At 41.9% G+C, this 24,566-nt stretch carries 22 protein-coding genes; 7 read left to right on the top strand and 15 right to left on the bottom strand.

Annotation, left to right across the window (positions count from 1 at the left end; genetic code table 11):
* Positions 1-6: 6 nt before the first annotated feature.
* Positions 7-699 carry a DUF4288 domain-containing protein gene (locus ACFFGT_RS24800; RefSeq protein ID WP_377025207.1) on the top strand — a complete coding sequence of 231 codons (693 nt, stop codon included), beginning with the start codon at positions 7-9 and terminating at the stop codon, positions 697-699.
* 208 nt (positions 700-907) lie between these two features.
* On the top strand, positions 908-2,140 hold the full coding sequence (locus ACFFGT_RS24795) for an ROK family protein (protein ID WP_377025206.1): 1,233 nt from the start codon (positions 908-910) through the stop codon (positions 2,138-2,140).
* A 110-nt stretch (positions 2,141-2,250) separates the two neighbouring features.
* Here the strand turns inward: ACFFGT_RS24795 and ACFFGT_RS24790 are convergent, their stop codons facing one another.
* The 5 genes from ACFFGT_RS24790 to ACFFGT_RS24770 form a co-directional block, all read right to left on the bottom strand.
* Positions 2,251-3,102 carry a hydroxymethylglutaryl-CoA lyase gene (locus ACFFGT_RS24790; RefSeq protein WP_377025205.1) on the bottom strand — a complete coding sequence of 284 codons (852 nt, stop codon included), beginning with the start codon at positions 3,100-3,102 and terminating at the stop codon, positions 2,251-2,253.
* Positions 3,103-3,296: 194 nt separating this feature from the next.
* Positions 3,297-4,610 (bottom strand): NAD(P)/FAD-dependent oxidoreductase, encoded by a 1,314-nt coding sequence (locus ACFFGT_RS24785; RefSeq protein ID WP_377025204.1) that lies wholly within the window; start codon positions 4,608-4,610, stop codon positions 3,297-3,299.
* A gap of 249 nt (positions 4,611-4,859) precedes the next feature.
* On the bottom strand, positions 4,860-7,850 hold the full coding sequence (secDF, locus tag ACFFGT_RS24780; RefSeq protein WP_377025203.1) for a protein translocase subunit SecDF: 2,991 nt from the start codon (positions 7,848-7,850) through the stop codon (positions 4,860-4,862).
* A gap of 115 nt (positions 7,851-7,965) precedes the next feature.
* Positions 7,966-8,448, bottom strand: a complete 483-nt coding sequence (locus tag ACFFGT_RS24775; RefSeq protein WP_377025202.1) for a dihydrofolate reductase — start codon at positions 8,446-8,448, stop codon at positions 7,966-7,968.
* 238 nt (positions 8,449-8,686) lie between these two features.
* Positions 8,687-9,508, bottom strand: a complete 822-nt coding sequence (locus ACFFGT_RS24770; RefSeq protein WP_377025201.1) for a thymidylate synthase — start codon at positions 9,506-9,508, stop codon at positions 8,687-8,689.
* 181 nt (positions 9,509-9,689) lie between these two features.
* Here ACFFGT_RS24770 and ispE point away from each other — a divergent pair, with 181 nt between their 5' ends.
* On the top strand, positions 9,690-10,490 hold the full coding sequence (ispE, locus tag ACFFGT_RS24765; RefSeq protein WP_377025200.1) for a 4-(cytidine 5'-diphospho)-2-C-methyl-D-erythritol kinase: 801 nt from the start codon (positions 9,690-9,692) through the stop codon (positions 10,488-10,490).
* Positions 10,491-10,866: 376 nt separating this feature from the next.
* Here the strand turns inward: ispE and ACFFGT_RS24760 are convergent, their stop codons facing one another.
* The 5 genes from ACFFGT_RS24760 to tgt all read right to left on the bottom strand — a co-directional run bounded on the left by ACFFGT_RS24760 (position 10,867) and on the right by tgt (position 16,246).
* Positions 10,867-11,754 (bottom strand): NAD(P)-dependent oxidoreductase, encoded by an 888-nt coding sequence (locus ACFFGT_RS24760; RefSeq protein WP_377025199.1) that lies wholly within the window; start codon positions 11,752-11,754, stop codon positions 10,867-10,869.
* Between the two features lie 3 nt (positions 11,755-11,757).
* The gene (locus ACFFGT_RS24755; protein WP_377025198.1) at positions 11,758-12,036 is read right to left on the bottom strand and encodes a lipopolysaccharide assembly protein LapA domain-containing protein; all 279 of its coding nucleotides are present in this window, start codon (positions 12,034-12,036) and stop codon (positions 11,758-11,760) included.
* Positions 12,037-13,045: 1,009 nt separating this feature from the next.
* Complete coding sequence (locus ACFFGT_RS24750) at positions 13,046-13,948, bottom strand: DMT family transporter (RefSeq protein WP_377025197.1); 903 nt, start codon at positions 13,946-13,948, stop codon at positions 13,046-13,048.
* Entirely contained in the window at positions 13,948-15,051 is a 1,104-nt protein-coding gene (locus ACFFGT_RS24745) for an LptF/LptG family permease (protein WP_377025196.1), read from the bottom strand. Before ACFFGT_RS24745 ends, ACFFGT_RS24750 begins: the two co-directional genes overlap by 1 nt.
* Before the next feature lie 64 nt (positions 15,052-15,115).
* The gene (gene tgt / locus ACFFGT_RS24740; protein ID WP_377025195.1) at positions 15,116-16,246 is read right to left on the bottom strand and encodes a tRNA guanosine(34) transglycosylase Tgt; all 1,131 of its coding nucleotides are present in this window, start codon (positions 16,244-16,246) and stop codon (positions 15,116-15,118) included.
* A 224-nt stretch (positions 16,247-16,470) separates the two neighbouring features.
* Between tgt and ACFFGT_RS24735 the strand changes: the two genes are divergently transcribed.
* The 3 genes from ACFFGT_RS24735 to rsmG are packed head-to-tail and all read left to right on the top strand — an operon-like array spanning position 16,471 to position 18,804.
* Positions 16,471-17,592, top strand: coding sequence for a glycosyltransferase (locus ACFFGT_RS24735; protein WP_377025194.1), 1,122 nt, complete (start codon positions 16,471-16,473; stop codon positions 17,590-17,592).
* Complete coding sequence (locus ACFFGT_RS24730) at positions 17,583-18,188, top strand: RNA polymerase sigma factor (protein ID WP_091210688.1); 606 nt, start codon at positions 17,583-17,585, stop codon at positions 18,186-18,188. Before ACFFGT_RS24735 ends, ACFFGT_RS24730 begins: the two co-directional genes overlap by 10 nt.
* On the top strand, positions 18,178-18,804 hold the full coding sequence (rsmG, locus tag ACFFGT_RS24725) for a 16S rRNA (guanine(527)-N(7))-methyltransferase RsmG (RefSeq protein WP_377025193.1): 627 nt from the start codon (positions 18,178-18,180) through the stop codon (positions 18,802-18,804). Before ACFFGT_RS24730 ends, rsmG begins: the two co-directional genes overlap by 11 nt.
* 289 nt (positions 18,805-19,093) lie before the next feature.
* On the opposite strand, the gene ACFFGT_RS24720 is transcribed toward rsmG, so the two are convergent.
* The 3 genes from ACFFGT_RS24720 to ACFFGT_RS24710 all read right to left on the bottom strand — a co-directional run bounded on the left by ACFFGT_RS24720 (position 19,094) and on the right by ACFFGT_RS24710 (position 21,741).
* Complete coding sequence (locus ACFFGT_RS24720) at positions 19,094-19,336, bottom strand: hypothetical protein (RefSeq protein WP_377025192.1); 243 nt, start codon at positions 19,334-19,336, stop codon at positions 19,094-19,096.
* A 276-nt stretch (positions 19,337-19,612) separates the two neighbouring features.
* A complete protein-coding gene (locus tag ACFFGT_RS24715) occupies positions 19,613-21,367 on the bottom strand; it encodes a M56 family metallopeptidase (protein ID WP_377025191.1) in 1,755 nt (584 codons plus the stop codon).
* On the bottom strand, positions 21,367-21,741 hold the full coding sequence (locus ACFFGT_RS24710) for a BlaI/MecI/CopY family transcriptional regulator (protein ID WP_377025190.1): 375 nt from the start codon (positions 21,739-21,741) through the stop codon (positions 21,367-21,369). The genes ACFFGT_RS24715 and ACFFGT_RS24710 overlap by 1 nt, the downstream gene beginning before the upstream one ends.
* Before the next feature lie 257 nt (positions 21,742-21,998).
* On the opposite strand from ACFFGT_RS24710, the gene dprA reads away from it, so the two are divergent.
* Positions 21,999-23,096, top strand: coding sequence for a DNA-processing protein DprA (gene dprA / locus ACFFGT_RS24705; RefSeq protein ID WP_377025189.1), 1,098 nt, complete (start codon positions 21,999-22,001; stop codon positions 23,094-23,096).
* A gap of 109 nt (positions 23,097-23,205) precedes the next feature.
* Here the strand turns inward: dprA and ACFFGT_RS24700 are convergent, their stop codons facing one another.
* Both ACFFGT_RS24700 and ACFFGT_RS24695 read right to left on the bottom strand, forming a co-directional pair.
* The gene (locus ACFFGT_RS24700) at positions 23,206-23,682 is read right to left on the bottom strand and encodes a SixA phosphatase family protein (protein ID WP_377025188.1); all 477 of its coding nucleotides are present in this window, start codon (positions 23,680-23,682) and stop codon (positions 23,206-23,208) included.
* Positions 23,683-23,821: 139 nt separating this feature from the next.
* The gene (locus tag ACFFGT_RS24695; RefSeq protein WP_377025187.1) at positions 23,822-24,502 is read right to left on the bottom strand and encodes a porin family protein; all 681 of its coding nucleotides are present in this window, start codon (positions 24,500-24,502) and stop codon (positions 23,822-23,824) included.
* Between the last annotated feature and the right edge of the window lie 64 nt (positions 24,503-24,566).

Below are 24,566 nucleotides of genomic sequence, written 5' to 3'. Positions count from 1 at the left end.
ATTACAATGAAAGAAATTTACGGATTAAAAGATTGGGTTTTAGACAAAAAGATTTCCAATACTAAACGCTTTGCTGTTGTTAAGATCGTTCTTCTGTATCCTGAGCAGGACCTGTTCAATAATTTAAAGCCTAAAGAACGGGTCAAGGCAATAAATAAAAACTTCAGGGATAACTATGAAAAGCTTATTGCCCTTGAGTTATTTGAAAGTTTTGAAATTTCAGGGCCTAAAAAAAGACCGCAAAGCGTTATCGCGAAGCTAAAATATAACCGGCTTAAAAATGTTGCCATGCTTGATTATGTTGCCAGTATATGGATCCAGTCGATAGAGCATGCTGAACCTTTGATAAGAGAAAAAGTATTGCCCGATAAGTACTTTTGCGTGAAAATGACTGTTGTTATTGAAGAGGAGGGGATTTTGCCTAAAAAGCAGCAAATTGAAAAGCGCTTTGTACTGATCAAAGCAAAATCAGGGGATGATGCTTATGAACAACTGGAAAAACGGGGGCACGAATACACGAGGCCTTATTTAAACCCACATGGCAGATTTGTGAGATGGCGCATTGATAGTTATGATGATTGTTACGAAACTGACATTGAATCGCCTGTTGATTTGGATAATCCTGTCGGTGTTGAGGTGTATTCAAAGCTTTCAACGCGGAAAAATAAAGACAAAACAACCTGGGACGGTAAATTTTAATCAAAACTTTCGCATATTTTATATCGTACACGGATATTATAGATATTTTTGTGCTTTGTAGGCAAATGGTACATTAATAGTGTCCATGTACTTACAACAGGTTTAATACTGTAATAATTACAGTTGTACTTAATTACTTTATTTTTAATTTTATAAATTCAGAACACTAAGGTGTTGCCTGTTATAAACCAAACTATAAAAATTGTTAATGGAACTTACGAATAAAGGGGTAAAGGGCAGCCAGTTAAAAAACATGATCATTAAAAGGCTTTATTTTAATAAGGCCATGTCCTGCGCAGGATTAAGTGAGTTATTTGATAAAAGTATCCCTTCCATAGCCAAGGCTATAAATGAATTAATGCATGAGGGTTTTGTTGTTGAACAGGGCTATGCCCCTTCAAGCGGTGGCCGTCGTCCGCTAATGTATTCGGTAAAATCAAGTGCCATGCATATTTTAGCTATTGCGCTCGATCAGCTTACCGCCCGCATCCAGATGTTTGATCTGCTGAACAATCCCGTTGCCGATATGCTTACCTTTGAGCTAAAACTGCTCAATAACCCGGAGGCTTTACCTAAACTGGTTGACGAGATCAATGGTTACATTGCACACAGCGGGATCGCTAAAGATAAAATTGCCGGAATAGGTATCGGTATGCCCGGATTTATAAATATTACCGAAGGTATCAATTACACCTATCTTGATGCAGGCGGGCAAAGCTTAACGGCCTACCTTACTTCAAAAACCGGCATCGCTACTTATATCGATAACGATTCGAGCCTTATAGCACTTGCCGAGCAAAAATTTGGTATTGCCAAATCACAGCAGGAAGTTATGGTGATAAACCTGGGCTGGGGTATTGGCCTGGGGATGATCGTAAATGGTAAATTGTTCCGCGGTCACAATGGTTTTGCAGGTGAGCTAAGCCATATTCCATTATCTGAAGATGGCTCCCTTTGCGAATGCGGTAAACGCGGTTGCCTTGAAGCCGAGGCATCGTTACTGGTAGTAGCCCAAAAAGCTATAGCCGGCATTAAAAAAGGCCGTGTAACCAGTTTGAAATACAATGAGGATGATCACTCCAAACTAATGGGAGATGCCCTGATAGAGGCTGCAAACAACGGCGACCAGTTTGCTATTGAACTATTATCGGATGCCGGCTACAAAATAGGGAAGGCCCTGGCTATCCTTATCCACATCATGAACCCTGCAATTATTGTATTAAGCGGTCGCGGAGCTAAAGTTGCCAAGATCCTGATGGCGCCGATACAACAGGCCCTGCACAAGTATTGCATCCCACGCCTGGCCGCCGGTACCGAACTGCTGGTATCTGAACTCGGTTTTGATGCCGAACTGATAGGCGCTGCCGTACTGGTAATGGAAAACTTTGACAGGGTGGTGAAAACAAAATCTGTTAAAGCAGCTAAGAGCGCTGCGGCGTAAAGAAAACTAAAATGTCATTGCGAGGTACGAAGCAATCGGACGGAAGCAGAGCCGCTTTGTAGAGTATGCGATTGCTTCGTGCCTCGCAATGACATATTTTTTATTGGATTTTACGCAAACACCCTCCCCGAGTAATCCATCGCTTCCCGGAATTTGTCCATATTAAGCCCTGTGGGCTCGTTTTGTGTTTTAAGGTAACCTATTAGGTTTTCGGTGGCGATGTTGCCTGTGAGGTCATCTGTGGCCATTGGACAGCCGCCGTAGCCTTTTAATGCAGTGTCGAAACGTTTACATCCGCTTTTATAGGCAGCTGCTATCTTAGGTTGCCAGGTATCGGGTGTGGAATGAAGGTGGATGCCAAACTCCGCATCCGGAAATAAACGGCAAAGGTTTGGGTAAATACTGCTGATCTGATCTGCATTGGCAATACCGATGGTATCGGCGAGGGCAATATTCTTTATCCCTTCGCCCATCATTTTTTCTGCCCAGTGTTCAATGATGCCGGTATTCCATACATCGCCATAAGGATTACCAAAGCCCATGGAAAGATAAACCAGCAGGCTTTTGCCGTTTTTATTGCACAGTTCATTTATCCGCTGCACGGTTTCAAAGGCCTGCTCAATGGTCGAATTTGTATTTCGGAGCTGGAAAGTTTCGGATATGGAAAAAGGATAACCCAGGTAGGTGATCTCCTCATGTTTCACTGCATCCTCGGCACCGCGGTAATTGGCAATAATAGCCAATAGCTTTGATCCGGTATTGCTCAGATCAAGCTTTTTTAACACCTCTGCCGTATCCTGCAGCTGGGGGATGGCCTTCGGCGATACAAAGCTGCCAAAATCTATCGTATCAAATCCCACCTGTAAAAGCAGGTTGATGTATTCGGCTTTTACTTCGGTAGGAATAAAATCATGAATACCCTGCATGGCGTCGCGGGGGCATTCGGTTATTTTGATGTTCATTATTTTGAATAGTAAATAGTTGATCCAAAGGCTAAATAAACGCCGTCATTGCGAGGAACGAAGCAATCCCTAATTAGCAGAGCAGCCATACATGTGCCTCTGTATAGTTCGCGATTGCTTCGTACCTCGCAATGACGCTTTTTTACTTTAGGTTTTAAATCTAAAGTAAAAATTATTCACTTGACTTTTCCATCTCAATCAACCGTATTAGGTAAATGCTCATCTTCAGTTAAACCTTCGCGCTCAAATTTGCGGATTATAAGCCTTGTGCCGCCATTGTAAGTTACATAGCTCGATACCCAGTTAATAAACACGATCACCTTGTTACGGCCTCCTAAAAGTGATATCAGGTGTACAAACATCCACACCAGCCATGCAAAAAATCCCTGGAACTTAACTTTACCTAAATCGGCCACTGCTTTATTGCGGCCAATGGTTGCCAGTGAACCTTTATCGTTGTATTTAAACGGCGAAGTTTGTTCCCCGTTGATGATGTGGATAATGTTTTTGGCTACATGTTCACCCATCTGAATGGCTACCTGCGCTACACCAGGATGACCTTTAGGTGTTTCGTCGGTGATCATGGCTGCAACATCGCCAATAGCAAAAATGTTATTGCTGCCTGCCACACGGCCAATGCTGTCCACTCTTATTTTATTTCCGCGTTCAATAACGTCTTTATCAAAACCTTCGGGTACAACACCCATAACCCCGGCACTCCAGATCACGTTTTTGGTGCGGATGGTTTTGCCGCCTTCAAACTTTATTTCTTCGCCATCGTAGCTTTCTACCTTTACACCGGTTAATACCTCAACACCCATATTGGTAAGGAAGGTGCGTGCCGCGTTAGATGCCTGCTCGGAGAAGGGGCCGAGTACTTTCGGTAAAAAATCTACCAGGTACACTTTCATATCCTCCTTTTTAAGCTCGGGATAATCTTTAGTTAAAACGTGGTTGCGGAGTTCGGCCAGTGAGCCTGCAAGCTCAACACCGGTTGGCCCGGCGCCTACCAATACAAAAGTAAGATAGGGATCGCGCTCGGCCTTGCCTACTTTAAGCAGGGCTTCTTCAATATTCTGTAAAATAGAATACCGGAGGTTCAGCGCCTCAGGGATCGACTTCATCGGCATGGAATAATGCTCGATATCCTTATTGCCAAAAAAGTTGGTGGTTGAGCCGGTAGCTATCACCAGGTAATCATAAGCTATATTGCCAATTGTGGTTTCAAGCATATTGCTTTCGGCATCTACCCTTGTCACTTCGGCTATCCTGAACCGGAAATTTTTTTGACTGGAAAAATTCTTCCGCAGGGAAAACGCTATCGACTCTGATTCGAGGCTGCCCATGGCAACCTGGTATAAAAGGGGTTGAAAGGTATGGTAGTTATGTTTATCAAGCATCAAAACGTCTACAGGTTTGTCCTTTAGTTGTTTTGCTACCTGCAGGCCGCCAAAGCCGCCGCCTACGATCACTACAAGGGGGAATTTTGAATTATTTGATGTGTTCATTTGTGCAGGTTATCTGTTTAAAAACTTTTTAAAGGCCAGGTGTGCGTTTTTGGGAGTGTAGCGCAATCTCCGTGCCGTCGATTATTTTTTGTATGATTATACGGTGCAAGTATACCTCATTGTACGCGATATGCAACACCATCTGTCGGTGATATTATAGCTTTTTTAATAAGTATTATAGCGCATAGCATATCAACAAAAAAGGCCCCAAATTACTTTGGAGCCTTTTAATAATTTTATTCTTTTATTTTATTTGAGGTCTTTCTTTCCAAAGTCAACGATTACCGGTGTTGCCACGCAGATCGACGAATATGTACCGAAAATTACACCTATCAATAACGCGAATGAGAAGCCTTTGATAACGTCGCCACCAAAGATGAACAATACCACCAATACGAAGATCACGGTTAATGCTGTGATGATGGTACGGCTTAATGTGCTGTTGATAGCTTTGTTAATAACATCTTCAGGTTTTTCGTTCTTGGTAGAGTGCTCAAGGAACTCACGGATCCTGTCAAATACTACCACGGTATCGTTAATTGAATAACCGATAACCGTTAATATTGCCGCAATGAACGCCTGGTCAATATCCAGTGAGAACGGAAGGAAACCATTGAACAATGAGAAGAACGATAATACCAATAAAGCATCGTGAGCGGTTGCAATCATCGCACCAAGGCTGAACTGCCATTTTCGGAAACGGATCAGGATATAAGCCGAGATCACAAATATGGCAAATATTACAGTATAGATAGCTGATGTTTTTAACTCATCGGCGATAGTGGCACTTACTTTTGAACCACCTAAGATGTTGCTGTCAGTAATTTTTGTTTCAGGCTTGCTGGCCAGTTTACTAACCAGGGTAGCCCTTACTTTAGCATCTGCAGCCGTTGAGTTATCGTTGAACAGATAGTTGGTTGTGATACTGAATTTATCGGCACCCATAGTTTTAACCTCGGTGCTGCGGCCTAAAGTAGCGTCAATAGCATCGTGGATCTGTTCGGTGGTAACGGTTTTGTTAGGGAAGCTAACAACGTAGTTACGACCGCCTTCAAAGTCAACACCGTAGGTAAAGCCACGGGTAAAAATTGAAATCAAACCTAAAGTGATGAATGCACCTGAGCAGATGTAAAACTTTACACGGTTTTTTACGAACGCGAAGTTTGCATTTTTAAAGGTATGTGAGCTCCATGGATTTGAGAATTTGATATCCATGTTCTTGTCAAGCATCCACTCAAATATAACCCTTGAGATTAGTAATGAACAGAACAATGAAGTAGCGATACCGATCATCAAGGTAGTTGCAAAACCCTGGATAGGACCTGAGCCGAATACAAACAGGATTAAACCGGTAAGGAATGTACTGATCTGTGAATCGAGGATGGAAGGCAATGCATGTTTGAAACCGTCGGCGATAGCAATCCTTAATGATTTGCCTAAGCCAAGCTCTTCACGTACACGTTCGTAAACCAGTACGTTGGCATCTACCGCAATACCTAAGGTTAATACGATACCTGCAACACCCGGTACGGTTAATACCGCGCCTAAGCTGGTTAATACACCCATCAGGAAGAAGATGTTGATGATTACCGCAACTACCGCTACAGTACCAGCACGGTTGTAATAAGCGATCATGAAGATCAATACAACCACTAAACCTAAGATACTTGAAGTGATACCTGCAGAGATAGCTTCCTGACCTAATGACGGACCTACAATTGATTCAGACACGATGTGTGCAGGAGCCGGTAGACGGCCTGCTTTTAACACGTTGGCTAAGTCATGGGTGTCATCAATAGTAAAGTTACCCGAAATTGATGATACACCACCCGAAATTTCGTTTTGTACGGTAGGGGCAGAGTATACGTTATCGTCCAAAACGATAGCGATAGATTTTTTGTTAGTGCCTGATGATGCTTCGGCAGTAACTGTGCGCCATTTTTGAGCACCTTCCGAGTTCATGATCATCACAACCTCAGGGCTGCCTTTCTGGTCGTTATCGGCACGGGCGTCGTTAATTACATCGCCTGATAATACCGGTCCGTTTTCGGCGCCTGTAAGTTTGATGGCATATAACGCGAAAGTTTTGGTGTTTTTAACAGGTTTTACTTCCCACAAAAATTTGATGTTACGTGGAATAACTGCTAAAGCATCGGCGCTGTGCAGGTATGAGTTAACTTTGGCAGTGTCCTGTAACGGAGCGTAACCAACAACCGGGCCCTGGCCTAATTGCTGCTGACCGTTTGCGCCCTGGCCTACGTTTAATGACATTACTGCAAACAGCGGGTGCTGTGCAGCTAATTTTGTTTTGCTTAATGAAGCAGCTGAAGTATCGTTTTTAGCAGCGTTTTTCTGAACCTTGCTTAACAGTGAACCACCTTTAGCTGTATCGGCTTTTGCAGCAGCAATTTTAGCAGTAGTATCAGCGTTTGCTGTTTTACCGGTATCGGCTTTAGCTGTTTTGCTTTTTGCAGCAAGCAGGTTGTCAATGTTGATCAGGTACTGGTAAGCCTCTGCGTTATCAAAAGTTTCGTAAAACTCAAGCTTTGCCGAACCTGAAAGTAATTTACGAACACGCTCTGGTTCTTTAACACCTGGCAGCTCAACCAAAATCCTGTTTGAACCTTGTTGCAACTGGATGTTAGGCTGGGTTACACCAAACTGGTTGATACGGGTGTTCAAAACGGTGAACGATTGTTTTACCGCTGTTGAAGCCAAATCTTCAAGGTAAGTTTTAACCTCGCTGTTTGAAGCGTTAAACTTCAGGTGGTCCTGGTTATCTTTTGTTGAAAAGATAGCGGCAAGCTTACCGTTAGGGTTTAGCTTTTCATATTCGCTTACAAATAATGCAATGTAATCTTTTTGACTGGTTTGAGCATTAGCCTGTAATTTGTCGGCATTAGCCAAAGCCTGGTTAAAAGTAGCATCAGGATTGTTGTTGGCAATTTTTCTAACCAACTCATCAAGCTGGATCTGCATGGTAACGTTCATACCACCCTTAAGGTCCAAACCTAATGCAATTTCCCTTTGCAATACATAAGCATAATCATGTTTTAATAGCGGATAAACCGGTTGATTGGAAATAGAATCCAAATAAGCTTTTTCTTTCGCAGGATCACCCTTTGAATATACTTTGGCATCACTCTCAACTTTATGTGCCACCCACGTAAATGATAGCTGGTATAAGCACACAACTGCCAGTAGTATGGCGAAAAATTTAATAACCCCTTTGCCTTGCATCGAATTTGTAATATGTAATTAATTAGTTTATAAGCTTTTTTTAATAAGGCAGCAAATCTAATAAAATTTCGTAAGCACAAAATTTTAAATTAAAACAAAATCATGACAAAAAATGTTAGCGACGTACAAGTGTGATAAACGAATATTTATACTTGTTTTTTTCGTCGGGCTCAAAATCTTCATGATCTTTTTCCTGCCACTCATCAGAATTTAACTCCGGGAAAAATGTATCTCCCTCAAAATCCTGGTCAATTATGGTGAGGTATATGCGATCAGTTAACGGAATTGCCTGTCGGTAAATCTCGGCCCCGCCAACAATAAAAACCTCATCCTCGGCTTTGCAAAGCTCAACAGCAGCTTCGATAGAAGGCATCATCTCGCAACCCTCAATACTAATAGCCTGCCGGGTAATAACAATGTTACGGCGTTTAGGCAAAGGCTTACCCACCGAATCAAAAGTTTTGCGCCCCATGATCACGGTATGCCCTGTAGTAACATCCTTAAAATGCTTCAGATCGTTAGGCAGGTACCAGAGTAATTTATTGTCTTTACCAATAGCATGGTTTTTGGCTATGGCTACGATGATGGATAATGTCATTAGTTCATTTATTCACTGGTTCATTGGTGCTGAGCAGATGAACCTTTTATTTTTCAATCGTCATTGCGAGGTACGAAGCAATCCCCGATTAGCAGAGAGGCTCTGTATAGTTTGGGATTGCTTCGTACTTCGCAATAACGGGTAGTTTTTAATTCTGTAAGGATAACAAAAATCTATTAAATCTTAAACTGGAGTTTGCGCCTTACACCAATGAACTAATGAACCAGTGAACAAATGACTATACGGCTACCTCAGCCTTGATATGCGGCCAGGGATCATAGTTCTCCAAAGTGAAATCTTCAAATTTAAATGAGAAGATATCTTTAACCTCGGGGTTGATCTTCATGGTTGGCAGGGGACGAGGATCGCGGCTTAGTTGAAGGCGGGCCTGGTCCATGTGGTTGTTGTACAGGTGGGCATCGCCAAAGGTGTGTACAAAGTCGCCAAGATCAAGGTCGCATACTTGTGCCATCATCATAGTGAGCAGGGCATAGGATGCTATATTGAACGGAACGCCTAAAAATATGTCAGCACTTCTTTGATATAACTGGCACGATAATTTTCCCTTTAGTTCCCCCTTCAGGGGGTTAGGGGGCTCTACGTAAAACTGGAATAAACTATGGCATGGAGGCAGGGCCATCTGGTTAACCTCGGCAACGTTCCAGGCCGATACAATCATGCGGCGCGAGTCGGGGTTGTTTTTAAGCTGGTTCACCACCTGTTTGATCTGGTCAATATGGCCGCCATCTGGCGTTGGCCATGAGCGCCACTGTTTGCCATACACGGGGCCAAGGTCGCCGTTTTCGTCGGCCCATTCATCCCAGATGCGTACGCCGTTTTCTTTCAGGTAACGGATATTGCTATCACCGCTCAAAAACCAGATGAGCTCGTGGATAATAGATTTAAGGTGGAGCTTTTTGGTGGTCACCATCGGGAAACCATCCTTAAGGTTGAAACGCATCTGGTAGCCAAACACACTTACCGTACCGGTGCCGGTTCTGTCATGCTTTTGCGCGCCGGTTTCCATCACATGCCTCATCAGGTCGAGATACTGTTTCATTTTGTATTAGTTGATTAGGTGAGTAGTTGATTAGGAGAATGGTTGTACAAGTTAATTGGATAAGATACCAATGAACTAATGAACCAATGAACTAATGAACATTTTCAGAGGGCAAAGAAAAATAATCTACCTTTGGTTTCCTACTGATGTTAGCAAATACATCACGTGTTAATTACTTTGTATGATTTTATTTCCGAATGCAAAAATAAACATTGGCCTCAATATTACCGAACGCAGGCCGGATGGTTATCATAATCTCGAAACCATTTTTTATCCTATCGACATTAAAGACGCCCTTGAAGTGGTGAAGAGCGATAAGCTCAGCTTTACCTCAACAGGCCTGGAGATCCCCGGCCTGATAGAGGATAATCTGTGCATTAAAGGTTACCATTTGCTGAAGCTGGATCATGACCTGCCGCCGGTGAGCATCCACCTGCATAAGCATATCCCGATAGGTGCGGGACTTGGTGGTGGCTCATCTGATGCAGCGTTTTTTATCAGGCTGATGAATGACGAATTTAAGCTCGGTTTATCCGTTGAAGAAATGACCAATTATGCGCGTCGCCTCGGAGCCGACTGTGCCTTCTTTATTGAGAATAAACCAGTGTTTGCATTTGAGCGTGGCGACGAGTTTGAGAGCATTAAGCTCGATCTGTCGGCTTATAAAATCGTATTGGTGATGCCGCCCGTTCATATCTCAACAGGCGAAGCTTTCCGGGGTATAAAACCCGCAACTCCAAAGGAGTCGTTATTTGATCTCATCAACGAGCCAATAGCCGACTGGAAGAAGTTTATTAAAAATGATTTTGAGCAAACCGTGTTTAAAAATCATGTGGAGATTAGGGGTATCAAAGCCGCCCTTTATGAAGCCGGCGCCATCTACTCCAGCATGAGCGGGAGCGGCGCATCCGTGTTCGGAATTTTTGCCGATACTCCTGATCTGAAATTTCTGGAAGGGGAGAACGAAGTGTTCTATTTATGATTTCGAAATTGGGATTTTCGATTTCAGATTTGGTTTGATTTTAGGAATTGCCTAAAAGAAAAAATGTCATTGCGAGGTACGAAGCAATCGCGAACTATACAGGGTGAACCTGCCTGTCTGGAATTTGATTAAAATGATGATTCTATTAGAAAATAGGAACTCAACAAATTTACTAAGTTTTAAAACTTCGTAAGTCTTCAAGTGCATTTTTTGGAACCGTTTAAAAAAAGAGAGCGTCATTGCGAGGTACGAAGCAATCCCAAACTGTACAGAGAAACTTGCATAGCTGCTCTGCTAATAGGGGATTGCTTCGTACCTCGCAATGACGCTTTTTTACTTTTGAACAAATCCGAAATCGAACATCCGAATTCCCAAATCAGATTCCCGCATCGTCACTTACCCCGCGGCTTACGCCTTCAACCCAATCCGTCTCTCCCCAGCCTTTGGCAACAGCGGTTAATAAGCGCCCGTGTACGGCGTTTGCAATAGGCATGGGCATTTCACTTGTCTGTGATAGTTTGAATGCCAGACGCGCATCCTTATAGCCTAATTTTGATTTGAAGCCTACTGGCTCATACTGCTTGCCGGCGATAAGCCTGCCGTAGTTTTGGAAGATAGGGGCATTGAAAATTGTGGATCCAAAAAACTCGGAAACCTGTGTCCTGCTTAATCCATTTTTTTCGGCAAGGGTAAATGCTTCGGCCATCATTTCCATTGATGCCATGATCATAAAATTGCCTGCTATTTTCACCACGTTTGCACCTCCTTTAGTTGGGCCAAAATCTATCACTCCCTGGCCAAGTAAATCGAGGATTGGGCGGGCATCAGTTTTGGTTTGTTCATCACCAGAAATGCAGATCCAGAGCTTGCGCGCGGCAGCTGCTTCGGGGCGGCCAAACACCGGAGAGGCCAGGTAACGGCTGCCGGCCTGTTGATGTAATTTTGCGAGTTCTTCAGAAGTATCGGGCGAAATGGTGCTCATAGATATGTGCACAGCATTTGGCTGTAGCGTTTTTAAAATTCCGCCGTCGCCTACAGTCGATTCTCGCAACACCTCATCATCCGACACCATGGTGATCACAAACGGCACATTGGCCGCTGCTTCGGCAGGGCTCAGGCATTTGGTTACGCCATCAGTGCCAAGCTCATCTATCTTTGAAAGTGTGCGGTTGTAAACCTGCAGGTGGTACCCTGATTCGATAAGGTTTTTGGCCATGCTGGTACCCATATTGCCAAGACCTATAAATCCAATTTTTGTTTTCATGTTTTAGCTGATGTATTCCCTGTCTTCGTCGCTTAGTGTATCGGTGTCGTCTTTTTTGTGCATGGCGTCATGGTAGCCCTCAATATCGAATTTTTGCTTTTTGGGCCAGGCTACGATAAGGCCCAGTATAAAACCGGTAACCGCAACTACCAGCATCATCATTAGTTTGGATACCCTGAAAGTGGCGAACAAAAATTTGAAGTAAACCTCGTCGGTATTTTGCATCAGGACGATGGTAAGCAAAATAGCGACTACTACAATGACTATTGTTTTAATGCTCATGATGGATGTTGATTTTAGAGTTAATACAATATCCGCTTTTTAAATGTTTAATAAAAATTGATCTCTATTAAATCGTCGTTATAAAATCGTAACGGTTGAGGCGAGGTGGAAGCAGGCATTTGTGCGTTCATGTTTTCGTTACCGGATCAAATGCTGCCGGTCTTAGTTTTCCTCAATGTGCTTTGATTTTATCTAACAGGAATTTCCTTCTTTAAAAATTGGGCGATCGTAGCCCCTGCAAAATTTTGTCTGAATTTTTTATTCACTAAAACTGCAGCGATTGATACTCTTCAATTCTGCACGACCGTAAATTTTTGCGACCAAAATTGTGTTCCTGAAAATTGGGTGAGAGCGTTAAAAAATTAGTGTGAAAACAATTTCTGTATACAAGCAGGAGAGATGCTGCGATTTTTTTCGATTCCTGAATAATTACTTCACTACACTTTGTAAAGCGCTTATTTCAATTGCTTGTATTCGCAGTTTTTAGTTATATAAATAATTTTAATTATCTGATTATTAAAATTATATACACTTTTTTAAGTTCAAGATTTAATGTTGCTAATTTTTTTAGTTTTTGTTGATTTTAATTAGATTGCTTTTGTTGAATTTATTGTTTTAATAAATCTTATAAATGTCTGATTTTTATATTTATATATATGTTATATAAATCTTAATTTGAATTTTATATGACGTGAATATTAGGTTTATGTCCCATGATTTGAATCAGCCTGCCGGATTTTTGGATTGAAATTTAATACACTAAGTAAAAAATGGATTTTGCCGCTGTTAAACGCTGAAGTATTAATTGAGCCCGGAATGCCTCAAAAAAATGGATTCGCTTAGAGGGGCTAAAAATGAGTAAAACGGGCACGGGGTTTTTACCCCTATTGGGGGCGTAAATAAGAGAAAAATGGTAATATGTTTAAACTTCTGCAGGGCCATTTGGAGCCGGCAGATTGTGGTTTCTGCAACCGGAAAATATTAAGTAGGGATATGGAAGGGCCGAAATTCAGGCCCTGTTTTTACGCCTGGTGATTTGCTTTTGGGCAACAGGGTACAAGAAAATTGTAGACAAAATAAGGAGTGCGCCACCCCAGAAACCCAGGGTCATTTTGTTCATATCGCCGAAAAAAATGAACGACATAATGATGCCGTATACCGGCTCAAGGTTAGTGATGAGGGCAACCCTGAAGGCCGAAAGCTCACGCATTACGGATACGCCGGCAACGTAAGCCAGCGATGTACACACCGTGCCAAGCAGCACCAGGTAGCCAATATCCGCAGGCTTTAGCAACATGGCGCGGGTATATCCGGAGGTTACAAAAAGGTATATCGAGATCCATACAAAGGCGCCTGACAGTTCATAAAATGCAATGACAGGCGCCTCTGTTTTTTGTACCTGGCGTGAGTTGATAATGGAAAAAAGACTTGCGCAAACGGCGCTTGCAAGTCCTGTTATTATACCCTTAGTGTATCTGCTTTCAAATTTGAAAATTAAAACGATGCCTGAGATAATTAAAAGACCGGCCAATATTTCAAGTTTTGAAATCTTTTTTTTATTGATCAGCGGCTCAAAAATTGCCGTGAAAAGTGTGATGGATGAGAGGCAAACCAGCGTAACTGCAACGGTTGAAAGCTTGATGGCGGCGAAGAAAAGGATCCAGTGACCGCCTACAATTGCCCCGGTAAACACCAGTTTGATCAGTGTTTTTCTGTCGACTTTGAAATCGGTTTTGTTGAATTTGAAATACAAAAACAGCGAAACAAAGGCAATAAGTACCCTGTACCACACCAATTGTACGGCCGAAATAGTGATCAGGGCGCCCAAAATTCCGGTAAATCCCCACACAAAAACCGTAAAATGAAGGATAATAAGGTTCTTATTTAGGCCTGAAGGGGTGTTTTGTGCCATTATTTAGGGGCTTTCAATAGTAGATAATAGCCTAAAATGCCGAAAACGATATTAGGAATGAACACGGCTACCAATGGTGTCATCCCTCCTTTTACCGAAAATACAAGGGCAAACCGTTCTAATATAATATAAGCGAAGCATAATAAAATGCCTATTCCCAATGGCAAACCAACCCCTCCGCGCACCTTTCTTGATGATATGGAAACGCCGATAAGCGTAAGTACAAATGCAGATAATGGGTATACAAAACGATGATATTTTTCAAAGTAAATCGCCTTTAAATACTCAGGTCGGCGCAGCTTTTCTTTGTCAATATTCTTGTTCAAATCGCTTAATGACATGGCTTGATATACGTTATCATATACAATAAAATCGCTCGGGTGCATGTCTAAAACAGTGTCTTTTGGGGTGTAACTTTTGATGAATTGTTCTTTCATCCCGTTTATATATTTAACACTGTAGGTCTTTAACGACCAGATTCTTTTCAGGGAATCATACTGAATCTGTTCGGCAATTAATTTTTCACGCAATGTATCCCCATTAAATTTTTCCATTATAAAGTTATAGCCGAGGTGCGTTGTAGGGTCGTAATTGGCGAGATAAACAAATGTATGCTTATCAATTTGCATATGTACTTCTACTTTAGTCGGGTCATTATCCATCATTCCGTTGGCATTTTCAAAGTCGATTTTAAGCCTGTTTGTATAAGGGATGAGGTATACATTTGCAAAAAAAGATACTATAAATATGATGGTTGATGAAATTACATAAGGCCTCAAAAACCTGTTGAAACTTGCCCGGCCGCTTAAGATCGGAACAATTTCTGTTTGGTTTGCCATCTTGGCCGTGAAGAAAATTACCGCCAAAAAGTTGATCAGTGGCGATAGCATATTAAGATAAAATGGAATAAATCCCGCGTAATATCTGAATACAATATCATGCAAACTGGCGTGCTTATTCAGAAAGTTATCCAGTTTTTCTGATACGTCGAACACTACAGATATCACCATGAAAATACCCATAGTGAAGATGAATGTGCCCAGGTATTTTCCAATAATAAACCTGTCGATGATCTTTAAATATCTATGAAAAAAAGCTTTCATCTGTCGGTTTTTTGATTGTTAGTTTTCATGTTTTTCTTGGTGAATTCTTTAATTTATTGATGGATTACAAGCGCTGACCAAGGCGTTTCACCATCGTGTTTTTCCAGTCGTAAAACTCGCCGGCAATGATTTTTTTTCGTGCTTCCTTAACCAGCCAAAGGTAAAAATGGAGATTATGGAGGGTGGCAATCTGGGCGCCAAGCATCTCGCCCGAGTGGATCAAATGGCGTAAATATGCCTTGCTGTAATCCCTGTCGGCAAACAAATCGCTGTCATCTTCAATAGCCGAAAAGTCGTTTTTCCACTTTTCGTTTTTGATATTGATGATGCCGTTTTTAGTGAAAAGCATGCCGTTACGTGCATTGCGGGTTGGCATAACGCAATCAAACATATCAATGCCCAGGGCTATATTTTCCAGGATATTTACCGGGGTGCCTACGCCCATTAAATAGCGCGGTTTTTGCTCCGGTAGTATGTTGCATACAATCTCTGTCATGGCGTACATTTCCTCCGCTGGTTCACCTACCGAAAGGCCTCCTATGGCATTGCCTTCGCGCTCATATGAAGCTATTACCTCGGCCGAACGTACACGCAGATCTTTGTATACCGAACCCTGCACAATCGGGAAAAGTGTTTGGCTGTAACCGTATTTTGGGTCCGTACTGTCAAACCTATCGCAGCAGCGTTTCAACCAGCGGTGGGTCATTTCTATCGATCGTTTTGCATAATTATAATCGCATGGGTAGGGGGTACACTCATCAAAGGCCATGATAATATCGGCGCCGATTATACGCTGGATATCCATTACATTTTCGGGAGTAAAGAGGTGTTTTGATCCGTCAATGTGCGAGCGGAAAGTAACGCCCTCCTCCTTTATTTTGCGCACTTCGGTTAATGAATATACCTGGTAGCCGCCGCTATCGGTTAGAATGGGACCGTCCCAGCCATTAAATTTATGCAGGCCTCCGGCGCTTTCAAGGGTGTTTAACCCGGGGCGCAGATATAAGTGATAGGTGTTGCCCAGTATGATTTGGGCCGAGATATCCTGTTTAAGCTCATGCTGATGTACTGCTTTTACAGTGCCGGCGGTGCCTACAGGCATAAAAATAGGTGTTTGTATAGTACCGTGGTCGGTAGTGATCTCGCCGGCGCGGGCCTTTGAAAGCGGGTCTTGTGCTGTTAAGTTAAATTTCATTTTAGGGTTGCAAAATTAGCAAAAAAAAGCCTCATGCCCGTCCTTTCCGAAACTGCAGCAGGATAAAAGCTATTTATAAACGCGCTGAATATTAAAACCATGTTGATTAAAGTACTTTTATTTTAGGGGGAATTAAATAAGAGTGTATTAAACTTCAAATTAACGCTGATATTGAGCCTTAATTTCATTGATTTTTAACAAATTTGCCTCATTATTTTTTTTGTTTGGAAACGTACTTACACGACGCGCTTTTTATTCTTTTTCAGCTTTGTTTTATAGTTCAGCTGTACTACCTGGTAAGCAGGCATACCCGCCTTGCGGGCTATAAACCCACCGAAGGGCCACCGCCCCAGGTCATGATCCCCGTTTCTGTTATTATCAGCGCCCGCAATGAGGCGCGTAACCTGCAGGAAAACCTGCCCGCCATACTGGAGCAAAACTATCCCGATTTTGAGGTTGTGGTTATTAACGATTGCTCGTACGATACATCCGACGAGGTGCTGGAGGAGATGCAAAAGCAATATCCGCAGCTTAAAGTGGTTACCATTACAGAGCATGACCGCTTTAAAACAGGGAAAAAATTTGCACTTACACTGGGAATCAAAGCCTCAAAAAACGAATACCTTTTATTTACCGATGCTGATTGTAAACCGGCTTCAGAAAACTGGATCAGCCGTATGGCGGCTAATTTCACAAACGGGGCACAAATTGTATTAGGTTATTCGCCTTATTATAAAACAGGGGGCTTTATTAATGCATTTACCCGGTTTGAAACCATAAAAACGGCCACAAATTACCTGTCAAGTGCGCTGACCGGCGATCCTTATATGGGTATTGGCCGTAACCTGGCCTATACAAAAACGTTGTTTTTTAGTGCAAAAGGCTTTGCGTCGCATATGCATGTAATATCGGGCGATGATGACCTGTTTGTTAATCAGCACGCTACTCCGGATAACACGGTTATTGAATTGAACCCTGAATCATTTATGTTTACCGAGGCTAAAACCACTTTTAAATCGTGGTTTAAACAGAAAAAACGCCATATGGGAGTGGGCAAACTGTATAAGAACCAGCATAGGCGTATGCTTAGTTTTGATGCTGTAAGTGGCTTTATATTCTATATTTTATTAATATTATTCCTTATTTTAAGATATGAGCCGTTACTGGCATTAGGTTTGTGCGTTTTTCGATTGATATTACAAGTGGCCATTTATAATCGTATATTTAAAAAACTGAATGGTAAAGACCTTTTGTGGTATCTCCCCCTTTTTGACATATTGTATTATATGTATTTAAATGTTTTTGGATTGATCGGTACCTTTTTAAAAACTACTCAATGGAAATAAACGCCAACTTTACCGAGAACGCAAAGAATGATTTTCACCTGGTAGTAAAAGCCAGGCAGGGAGATCAAAAAGCCTATGCCGATCTGATGCACCGCTATAAAGATTCAATTTACTTTATGGTGCTGAAGATGGTAAATAACAAAGAAGATGCGATGGACCTAACGGTTGAAACCTTTGCCAAAGCATTTGAAAAGCTTGAGAAATATCAGCCCGATTTTGCTTTTAGCACTTGGCTGTTCAGGGTAGCAACCAATAATTGTATTGATTTTATCCGCAAAAAAAAGCTAAGTACCATGTCAATTCATGGTATGATGGATGATGAAGGTGATGAAAAACCGTTGCAAATTAAGGCCGATATCCTTAATCCTGAAGAAACTTCTATCAAAAAACAACAAACCCAGGAGTTGAAATTGTTGATAGAAAGCTTGCCTACACGCTACAGAAACCTCATTACTTTGCGCTATTTTGATGAGCTTTCGTACGAGGAAATAGCCCAGCAGCTCGACCTTCCGTTAGGTACCGTAAAGGCTCAATTATTTAGGGCAAGGTACCTCCTTGGCAACATTATTAACCGTTTTAACAGGGATGACATCTGAAATAATTCTACAATATTTTCCTGATTTAAGTGCTGAACAGCGTGAGCAATTTGAAAAATTGCCGGCTTTATATGAACACTGGAACAGCCAGATCAACGTAATTTCCCGCAAAGATATTGATCTTTTGTATGAGCGCCACGTGCTCCACTCGCTTGGAATTGCTAAAGTTATGACTTTTTTACCCGGCGAAAATGTGCTCGACGTAGGCACCGGCGGCGGTTTTCCGGGCATTCCGCTGGCCATTTTATTCCCCGAAACACAGTTTCATTTGGTTGATTCGATAGGTAAAAAAATCAAAGTTGTTACCGAAGTTGCTGCGGCTTTAGGCCTTAAAAATGTAAAGGCATCGCATGCCCGTGCCGAGCAAATTGCAGATAAATTTGACTTTGTAATATCGCGCGCCGTTACCCAGCTAAAGGATTTTTATCCATGGGTAAAGGGCAAATTCAACAAACAATCAAACAATATATTACCCAACGGCATCCTGTATTTAAAGGGTGGCGATCTTGAGCAGGAGATCAAAGAATCGGGCTTAAAGGTTGTTCAATATCACCTGAAAGATTACTTTAAAGAGGAGTTTTTTGAGACTAAGCAGGTGATATATGTGAAGGGCTAACCCCGTTTTAACTTCGCTTTTCTGTTTATAGATATGCACGCAAAGACGCAAGGCGCTAAGGAAAACACCTGGCGCTTTTTTGTTTGTTGTGCGGGGGCCGCGTTAGGGATTGCAGTGTAAAGCCCACAGCGCGGGCTGGGTTTTGTGGGCAAGAAAGGCGAGGACTTGCAACGAAAAGCCCGGGCCGCAGGCAACGCCCATGTTTATAAACCGATCGAAAAATACACTTAATAATCAGTAGCTTACAATCACATCATTATAAGGAAAATTTATAAATGCAATTTAACTTCTATATCAAATGATCATGATGCTGGTTATCAGTACGTGATGCTGCCCAGAAAACAAAGCCAAGAAAAAATAAGGCACCTCCGGCAAAAACAGGCAGTTTAAATGTCCATCCCCCATTTAAGCCGGTTGTAATAATTGAACTGCCCGAACTGTCTACAGCATTGATGGTGGTTTTATAAAAGAAATTACCTGCAATAAGCATCACAATGCCCACAATTGCTAAAATGATACCGAACTTTTTCATAATATAAAGTTTAAAAATGAACAAATCAGCGTAACGGTAAGGTTCAGGAAGTATAATTGGTACTTATTAAACAAAGCGTATTTTGATAGGGTTTGCCTTGTTTGATTGAAATTTTATAGGATATATACCAAGGTACAAACTTTTGGCTATTAAAAGAAATTATTTAACTGTTTGTGAAAGAGGAGATTTAAAGAAGAAGAGAGGGTTTTACGCAGAAAATTGCCGGGACGGTTTTGGGCCGGTCGGCAATAATGAAGCCTGCTAAGAGCTTTGTATTTACTTGGTTTCTTTTGCTGCGTAACCTACAACGGTAATTTCACGAAGAGTAGTTGAACCCTTTGTAGAAGCCATTGTCTGGTCATACTGCTTTGAAGGAACCGGGGTGTAATAGTTCTCGTTATCACTCACTAAAGCCATAGATACAGGTAAATTGTAATGGCCCGATTTTATACTGAGGTTGCCGTCAAAATTATTCAATACCCTTAATATTTCATTATCAATATCCTGATCAACACCTTCAGTAAGAGCCACATCGCTTATTTTACCGTTATTGATATTGAAGTTTAGGGTCACTCTTCCCGAAATATGGTTTAAGCGCGCCTTTGATGGATAGCGGACGTGTTTAGCAACATATGAATATAGGTTCTGAAATGGATCGGCAGGTGGCGGTGGCGGCGGTTGTGGTGAGCCGGGTTCAGCAGGTGAAGAGGCTTCTACAGGCGCGGCTGGTGTCACTTCCACTACTTTAGGCGCCTTTTTTGTTTTTACCGGGCTGGCAGGTGGCGGAGGAGGAGGCAGCTTTACATCAGCAACTTTAGGGGTTTTACTTTTTACAGGCGGGGCAGGTGGTGGCGGCGGAAGCTTTGGATAAATTAACATTTTAGGGAATGTATAGCCATATTTGTTTTTCAGCGTGGCAAGCTGTTCCGGTGTTGCTTTGCTTTTATAATATTCTTCTTCCTCGCCATTCTTTTCGGTAATGATCACCCGGAAATCGGTTTTATTATTAATAAGATAGCCGGTTTCTTCATATTTATACCCTTTGGTTGTAAGCGCTTCTTTTTTTATTCGGATTGGGTCTACTTTTACAGTGTCCGCAGGGGCTGTACGCGCATTGGCCAGCTTTTTATCAGCAATTTGCTGTTGGGGCATCAGGTCAATAAATCCATAGCTTTTACTGAATACTAAGGTTGACGCGCAAAGCAGGCCGGCGCTTATGGGTACGGCCACGAGGTATTTTAGCCTGGCTAATTTCCCCGAACGTTTTTGGTTTAACATAATTATCCTCTTTTTTAATAAGTTATAATTGAAAAATGAATGCGCGAGGGATGAGCCGTTAAGCCCGTAAGCATTGCTTACCAAAAATGATGAATAGCTGAGGGCATCACTTTCCTGCGCAGCCGTTTGCTCATCGGCTATATATTCATGTATGGTTTTCAGGCTTATCTGCAGTAAATAAATGAGCGGATTAAACCAGTTGATGATCTTGATCAGCTCCAGGAAAACAATATCAGCAGAGTGTTTTTGGCGGATATGCACCAGTTCGTGCCTGATGATGATATTATTTGCCTCCGTTTTTGTGCCGATGAAAAGGTAATTAAAAAAGGAAAAGGCAGTGTTTGAACCCTCAATGCTTACCAGTTTATACTTGTCATCCACCAATGTTTTGGTAGCTTTTGTCAGTTTTACCAGTTGATAAAGCCTGATGAAAAGTACTGCTGTAAGTACTACGGCGCCAAGCACATAGGCGTAAAATAAAAGATCCTGCAGCGTTAAAGCCGGTTGTGCAGCAAGCTTATGAGCAGTTGTTTGATAACCGTTATTCGGCATAATGAAAACTGTTGTTGCCGTTTCGGCTGGTTTGAGCCAGCCAACTTGTACTACAGGTAATACAAATGAAATTATACAGCTCAGTAACAGGTATACACGGTTTAAAGTGTAGTGTGTTTCCTTATTTAAAAACAGGCAGTATCCGGAATAAAATATGCAGAGGTACAGGTTTGCCTCGAGGAGATAATGCAGCCAGTTCATTATTGTTTGCTTTTAAGTTTGTCAATTAATGATGTTAATTCGTCCAGTTCTTTTACGCTGATCTTCTTTTCGTCAACAATAAAAGATACCAGGCTTTGATATGAATCGCTGAAATAGTTTTTCATCATCTTATCAAAAGTGAATTTTTTATACTCAGCATCGCTGATAATCGGGAAGTAAACATGCGAATTGCCATAGGCTTTATGATCAATAAAACCCTTGCCTTCCAGTACCCTTACCACGGTTGATACGGTATTGTAAGCTGGTTTGGGCTCGGGCATTTCTTCAATAATGTCTTTAACAATGGCTTCCTTCAACTGCCAAAGGATCTGCATTACCTGCTCCTCGGCTTTGGTTAGTTCTTTAATATGCATAGCAAACTATTTTTATAGTTAGATAAAGGTAAAACTATTTTTATAGTTTGCAAACTATTTTTGTAGTTTTTTAGTAGATGTGCAGATTACAGATGTGCAGATATGCAAATTACGTAGGGAAAGCATGTATTTTAAGGCTAAGTGTGATATGCAGCCCGTATATATTGTATTACAAATAACGTTCGATCCTGCTTGAAAATCGCCCGAATATTTATAATTTGCGGGGCTGTAATCTATCATCTGCACATCTAAACCCAATGTCATTACTTCATAAAGTAGCTTTATCTTTTGTTAAAAACCTCGGCCCCGTGGCGGCTAAATCCCTGATCGCGTACCTCGGTAGTGAGGAGGAAGTGTTTAAAGCCCCGCCCGAAAAAATGACCAGGATCCCGGGCATAGGAGAGAAGCGCGCTGTAAAATGGGATTTTGATGATGCCTTGAAGCAGGCCGAAAAGGAACTGAAGTTTGTAGAAGAAAATGGTATCGATGTTATTTTTTATACTGATGCCCGCTATCCCAAACGCTTAAAAAACTGTCATGATTCGCCGGTGCTGCTTTATGCAAAGGGGAAAATGGATCTTAATCCGCCTCATATAATCAGTATAGTAGGCACCCGTAATGCTACCGACTATGGTAAACAGTTATGCCGCCAGCTGGTGGAGGAGTTACAGCAATACAATGTATTAATAGTAAGCGGACTGGCACATGGTATTGATGTAGCGGCACATAAAGATTGTGTAAAGTTGCACATGCCTACCGTAGGTGTGCTTGGTCACGGGCTCGACAGGCTTTATCCTGCTCAAAACCGGGCCACTGCCGATAAAATGCTTGAAAATGGAGGATTATTATCTGAATATCCCTCGGGCACCAATCCCGACAGGGAAAACTTTCCTCAGCGAAACCGCATAGTTGCCGGTATTGCTGATGCAACGGTGGTAATTGAAGCCAGTATCAAAGGAGGCGCGCTTATTACTGCCGAAATAGCCAATTCTTATAACCGGGATGTGTTTGCTTTTCCGGGCAGACTGGGCGATGAATTTTCTGAAGGATGTAACTTCCTCATCCGCAATAATAAAGCAAGTTTGTTAACCTGTACTGCCGATCTGGCTTTTAGCCTGGGCTGGGAAAAGAATGATGTCAATAAGCCTGTTGAACAATTTATGCTGCCGTTTGATCTGTCGGCAGATGAACGGTTGATTATGGAGATCCTGCAGCAAAATAAAACACCGCTTGCCATAGATGATTTAACATTGAGGGCCAATATGCCCATGAGCCAACTGGCTATGAACCTGCTCAATATGGAGATGCAGGGATATATCAGCTCGCTGCCGGGGAAAACTTATAAGGTGAATTGAAGGTTGTATGAAGTCAGGAAGTCCCAAGTCCGGGAAGTCCGAAAGATTAAAGGCTTTTAGATACTACGTAATACTGACTTTCGGACTTACCGACTTTCCAGACTCAAAGCTATCCCTTCGGTGAATCAAAATGCACCAGTTTCCCATCCTCTTCGCTGATAGATTGCCATGTATCGTTTTCAAAAGTAATGATGGCCACGGCACAGGTAGGCATCTCCTTTAACTGGCTGGTGAGGTAATATAGTATCTGGCTTATCCCCGGGTTATGGCCAACCAGGGCTATATAATCATACTCATCGGGCAAATCATTAATTACTTTAACCCATGTGTTTTCGCTGGCTTCATAAATTCTTTTATCTTCAGCCGGGGCGGGTAATTTAAAGTGGTTGGCAAAGATCTCGGCAGTGGTTTTTGTACGGAGCGCCGGACTGGTTATTATAATTTGAGGGATTTGTAATTGTCCTTTCAAAAGGGTAGCCATCAAAACCGAATCCTGCATGCCGGATTGTTTTAAAGGCCTGTCAAAATCAACATAACCGCTTTCATGGGTAGCTTTTGCGTGGCGTATTAATAGTAACTTTTTCATGATTTTAAGCGGGTTAGCGATCGGTTTATAATATTACGGCTTTGTTAATATAACGTGAAACATTTTAAATAAGTTTCCAATAATACTAAATAAAAAAGGAGCTGCAATAGCTCCTTCACCATAATATTTTAACATCAAATTAAAACGCAAAGCCTACGGATGCTCCCAGCACGCGGGTTTTAAATTTGTTGCCATCGGCATCGGGCAAAATGTTTGATATACCGTAATCATAATTAATGTTTAACAATAAGCCGTCTTTAAGCTTAATACCGGCAATAGCGTTGGCGCCAAAATCTGTTCGTTTAATGTCGCCGGCATCGTTGCCAAATTTTGTATCCTGTGAAGTACCAAAAGAACCGGTTTTGGTGTTTACTGCCGTAAGTTTTGTTTTTCCATGGATACCAATGCCGCCGTAGGGGCCGGCACCTAAATAAATTTCACCTATGATAACAGGAATATGGTAAACCAGGTTTACAGGTACCTGTACATAATATAAATTATACTTGCTATGCACCTGGCTTGTTGATCCATCGGGTAAAACGCCTGTAGCCCCGTCAAATGTACCTCCCTTGCCTGTAAAATTTACAGCGGGCTGCAATGAAATATCGCCAAATTTAACATCGGCAAATACTCCCAGGTTAAATGAAGTTACCGAGCCCGATGATGAAGTTAAATTTGTACCGGCTACCACATTATTGGGTGTGCCGGATGCACTGAGGGTTGAAAAATTGACACCCCCTTTTATACCAAAGGTTGGTAATTGTGCAATAGCCGATAATGAAGTACCTGCTAAAAGCAGGGAGAGTAAAAATTTTTTCATAATTGTTATGGTCTTGGTTATGTCATAACAAATATATCAATCTCGACAACTTGTATAAGGCAAA

This window comes from Mucilaginibacter angelicae, assembly GCF_042434235.1.
Classification (GTDB): domain Bacteria; phylum Bacteroidota; class Bacteroidia; order Sphingobacteriales; family Sphingobacteriaceae; genus Mucilaginibacter; species Mucilaginibacter angelicae.
This window is presented reverse-complemented; position numbering and strand designations above follow the sequence as displayed.

Excerpts from the sequence above, each read along its gene's own strand:
- ACFFGT_RS24800 (WP_377025207.1), top strand. The coding sequence starts at position 7 with ATGAAAGAAATTTACGGATTAAAAGATTGGGTTTTAGACAAAAAGATT.
- ACFFGT_RS24795 (WP_377025206.1), top strand. The coding sequence starts at position 908 with ATGGAACTTACGAATAAAGGGGTAAAGGGCAGCCAGTTAAAAAACATG.
- ACFFGT_RS24790 (WP_377025205.1), bottom strand. The coding sequence starts at position 3,102 with ATGAACATCAAAATAACCGAATGCCCCCGCGACGCCATGCAGGGTATT.
- ACFFGT_RS24785 (WP_377025204.1), bottom strand. The coding sequence starts at position 4,610 with ATGAACACATCAAATAATTCAAAATTCCCCCTTGTAGTGATCGTAGGC.
- secDF (WP_377025203.1), bottom strand. The coding sequence starts at position 7,850 with ATGCAAGGCAAAGGGGTTATTAAATTTTTCGCCATACTACTGGCAGTT.
- ACFFGT_RS24775 (WP_377025202.1), bottom strand. The coding sequence starts at position 8,448 with ATGACATTATCCATCATCGTAGCCATAGCCAAAAACCATGCTATTGGT.
- ACFFGT_RS24770 (WP_377025201.1), bottom strand. The coding sequence starts at position 9,508 with ATGAAACAGTATCTCGACCTGATGAGGCATGTGATGGAAACCGGCGCG.
- ispE (WP_377025200.1), top strand. The coding sequence starts at position 9,690 with ATGATTTTATTTCCGAATGCAAAAATAAACATTGGCCTCAATATTACC.
- ACFFGT_RS24760 (WP_377025199.1), bottom strand. The coding sequence starts at position 11,754 with ATGAAAACAAAAATTGGATTTATAGGTCTTGGCAATATGGGTACCAGC.
- ACFFGT_RS24755 (WP_377025198.1), bottom strand. The coding sequence starts at position 12,036 with ATGAGCATTAAAACAATAGTCATTGTAGTAGTCGCTATTTTGCTTACC.
- ACFFGT_RS24750 (WP_377025197.1), bottom strand. The coding sequence starts at position 13,948 with ATGGCACAAAACACCCCTTCAGGCCTAAATAAGAACCTTATTATCCTT.
- ACFFGT_RS24745 (WP_377025196.1), bottom strand. The coding sequence starts at position 15,051 with ATGAAAGCTTTTTTTCATAGATATTTAAAGATCATCGACAGGTTTATT.
- tgt (WP_377025195.1), bottom strand. The coding sequence starts at position 16,246 with ATGAAATTTAACTTAACAGCACAAGACCCGCTTTCAAAGGCCCGCGCC.
- ACFFGT_RS24730 (WP_091210688.1), top strand. The coding sequence starts at position 17,583 with ATGGAAATAAACGCCAACTTTACCGAGAACGCAAAGAATGATTTTCAC.
- rsmG (WP_377025193.1), top strand. The coding sequence starts at position 18,178 with ATGACATCTGAAATAATTCTACAATATTTTCCTGATTTAAGTGCTGAA.
- ACFFGT_RS24720 (WP_377025192.1), bottom strand. The coding sequence starts at position 19,336 with ATGAAAAAGTTCGGTATCATTTTAGCAATTGTGGGCATTGTGATGCTT.
- ACFFGT_RS24715 (WP_377025191.1), bottom strand. The coding sequence starts at position 21,367 with ATGAACTGGCTGCATTATCTCCTCGAGGCAAACCTGTACCTCTGCATA.
- ACFFGT_RS24710 (WP_377025190.1), bottom strand. The coding sequence starts at position 21,741 with ATGCATATTAAAGAACTAACCAAAGCCGAGGAGCAGGTAATGCAGATC.
- dprA (WP_377025189.1), top strand. The coding sequence starts at position 21,999 with ATGTCATTACTTCATAAAGTAGCTTTATCTTTTGTTAAAAACCTCGGC.
- ACFFGT_RS24700 (WP_377025188.1), bottom strand. The coding sequence starts at position 23,682 with ATGAAAAAGTTACTATTAATACGCCACGCAAAAGCTACCCATGAAAGC.
- ACFFGT_RS24695 (WP_377025187.1), bottom strand. The coding sequence starts at position 24,502 with ATGAAAAAATTTTTACTCTCCCTGCTTTTAGCAGGTACTTCATTATCG.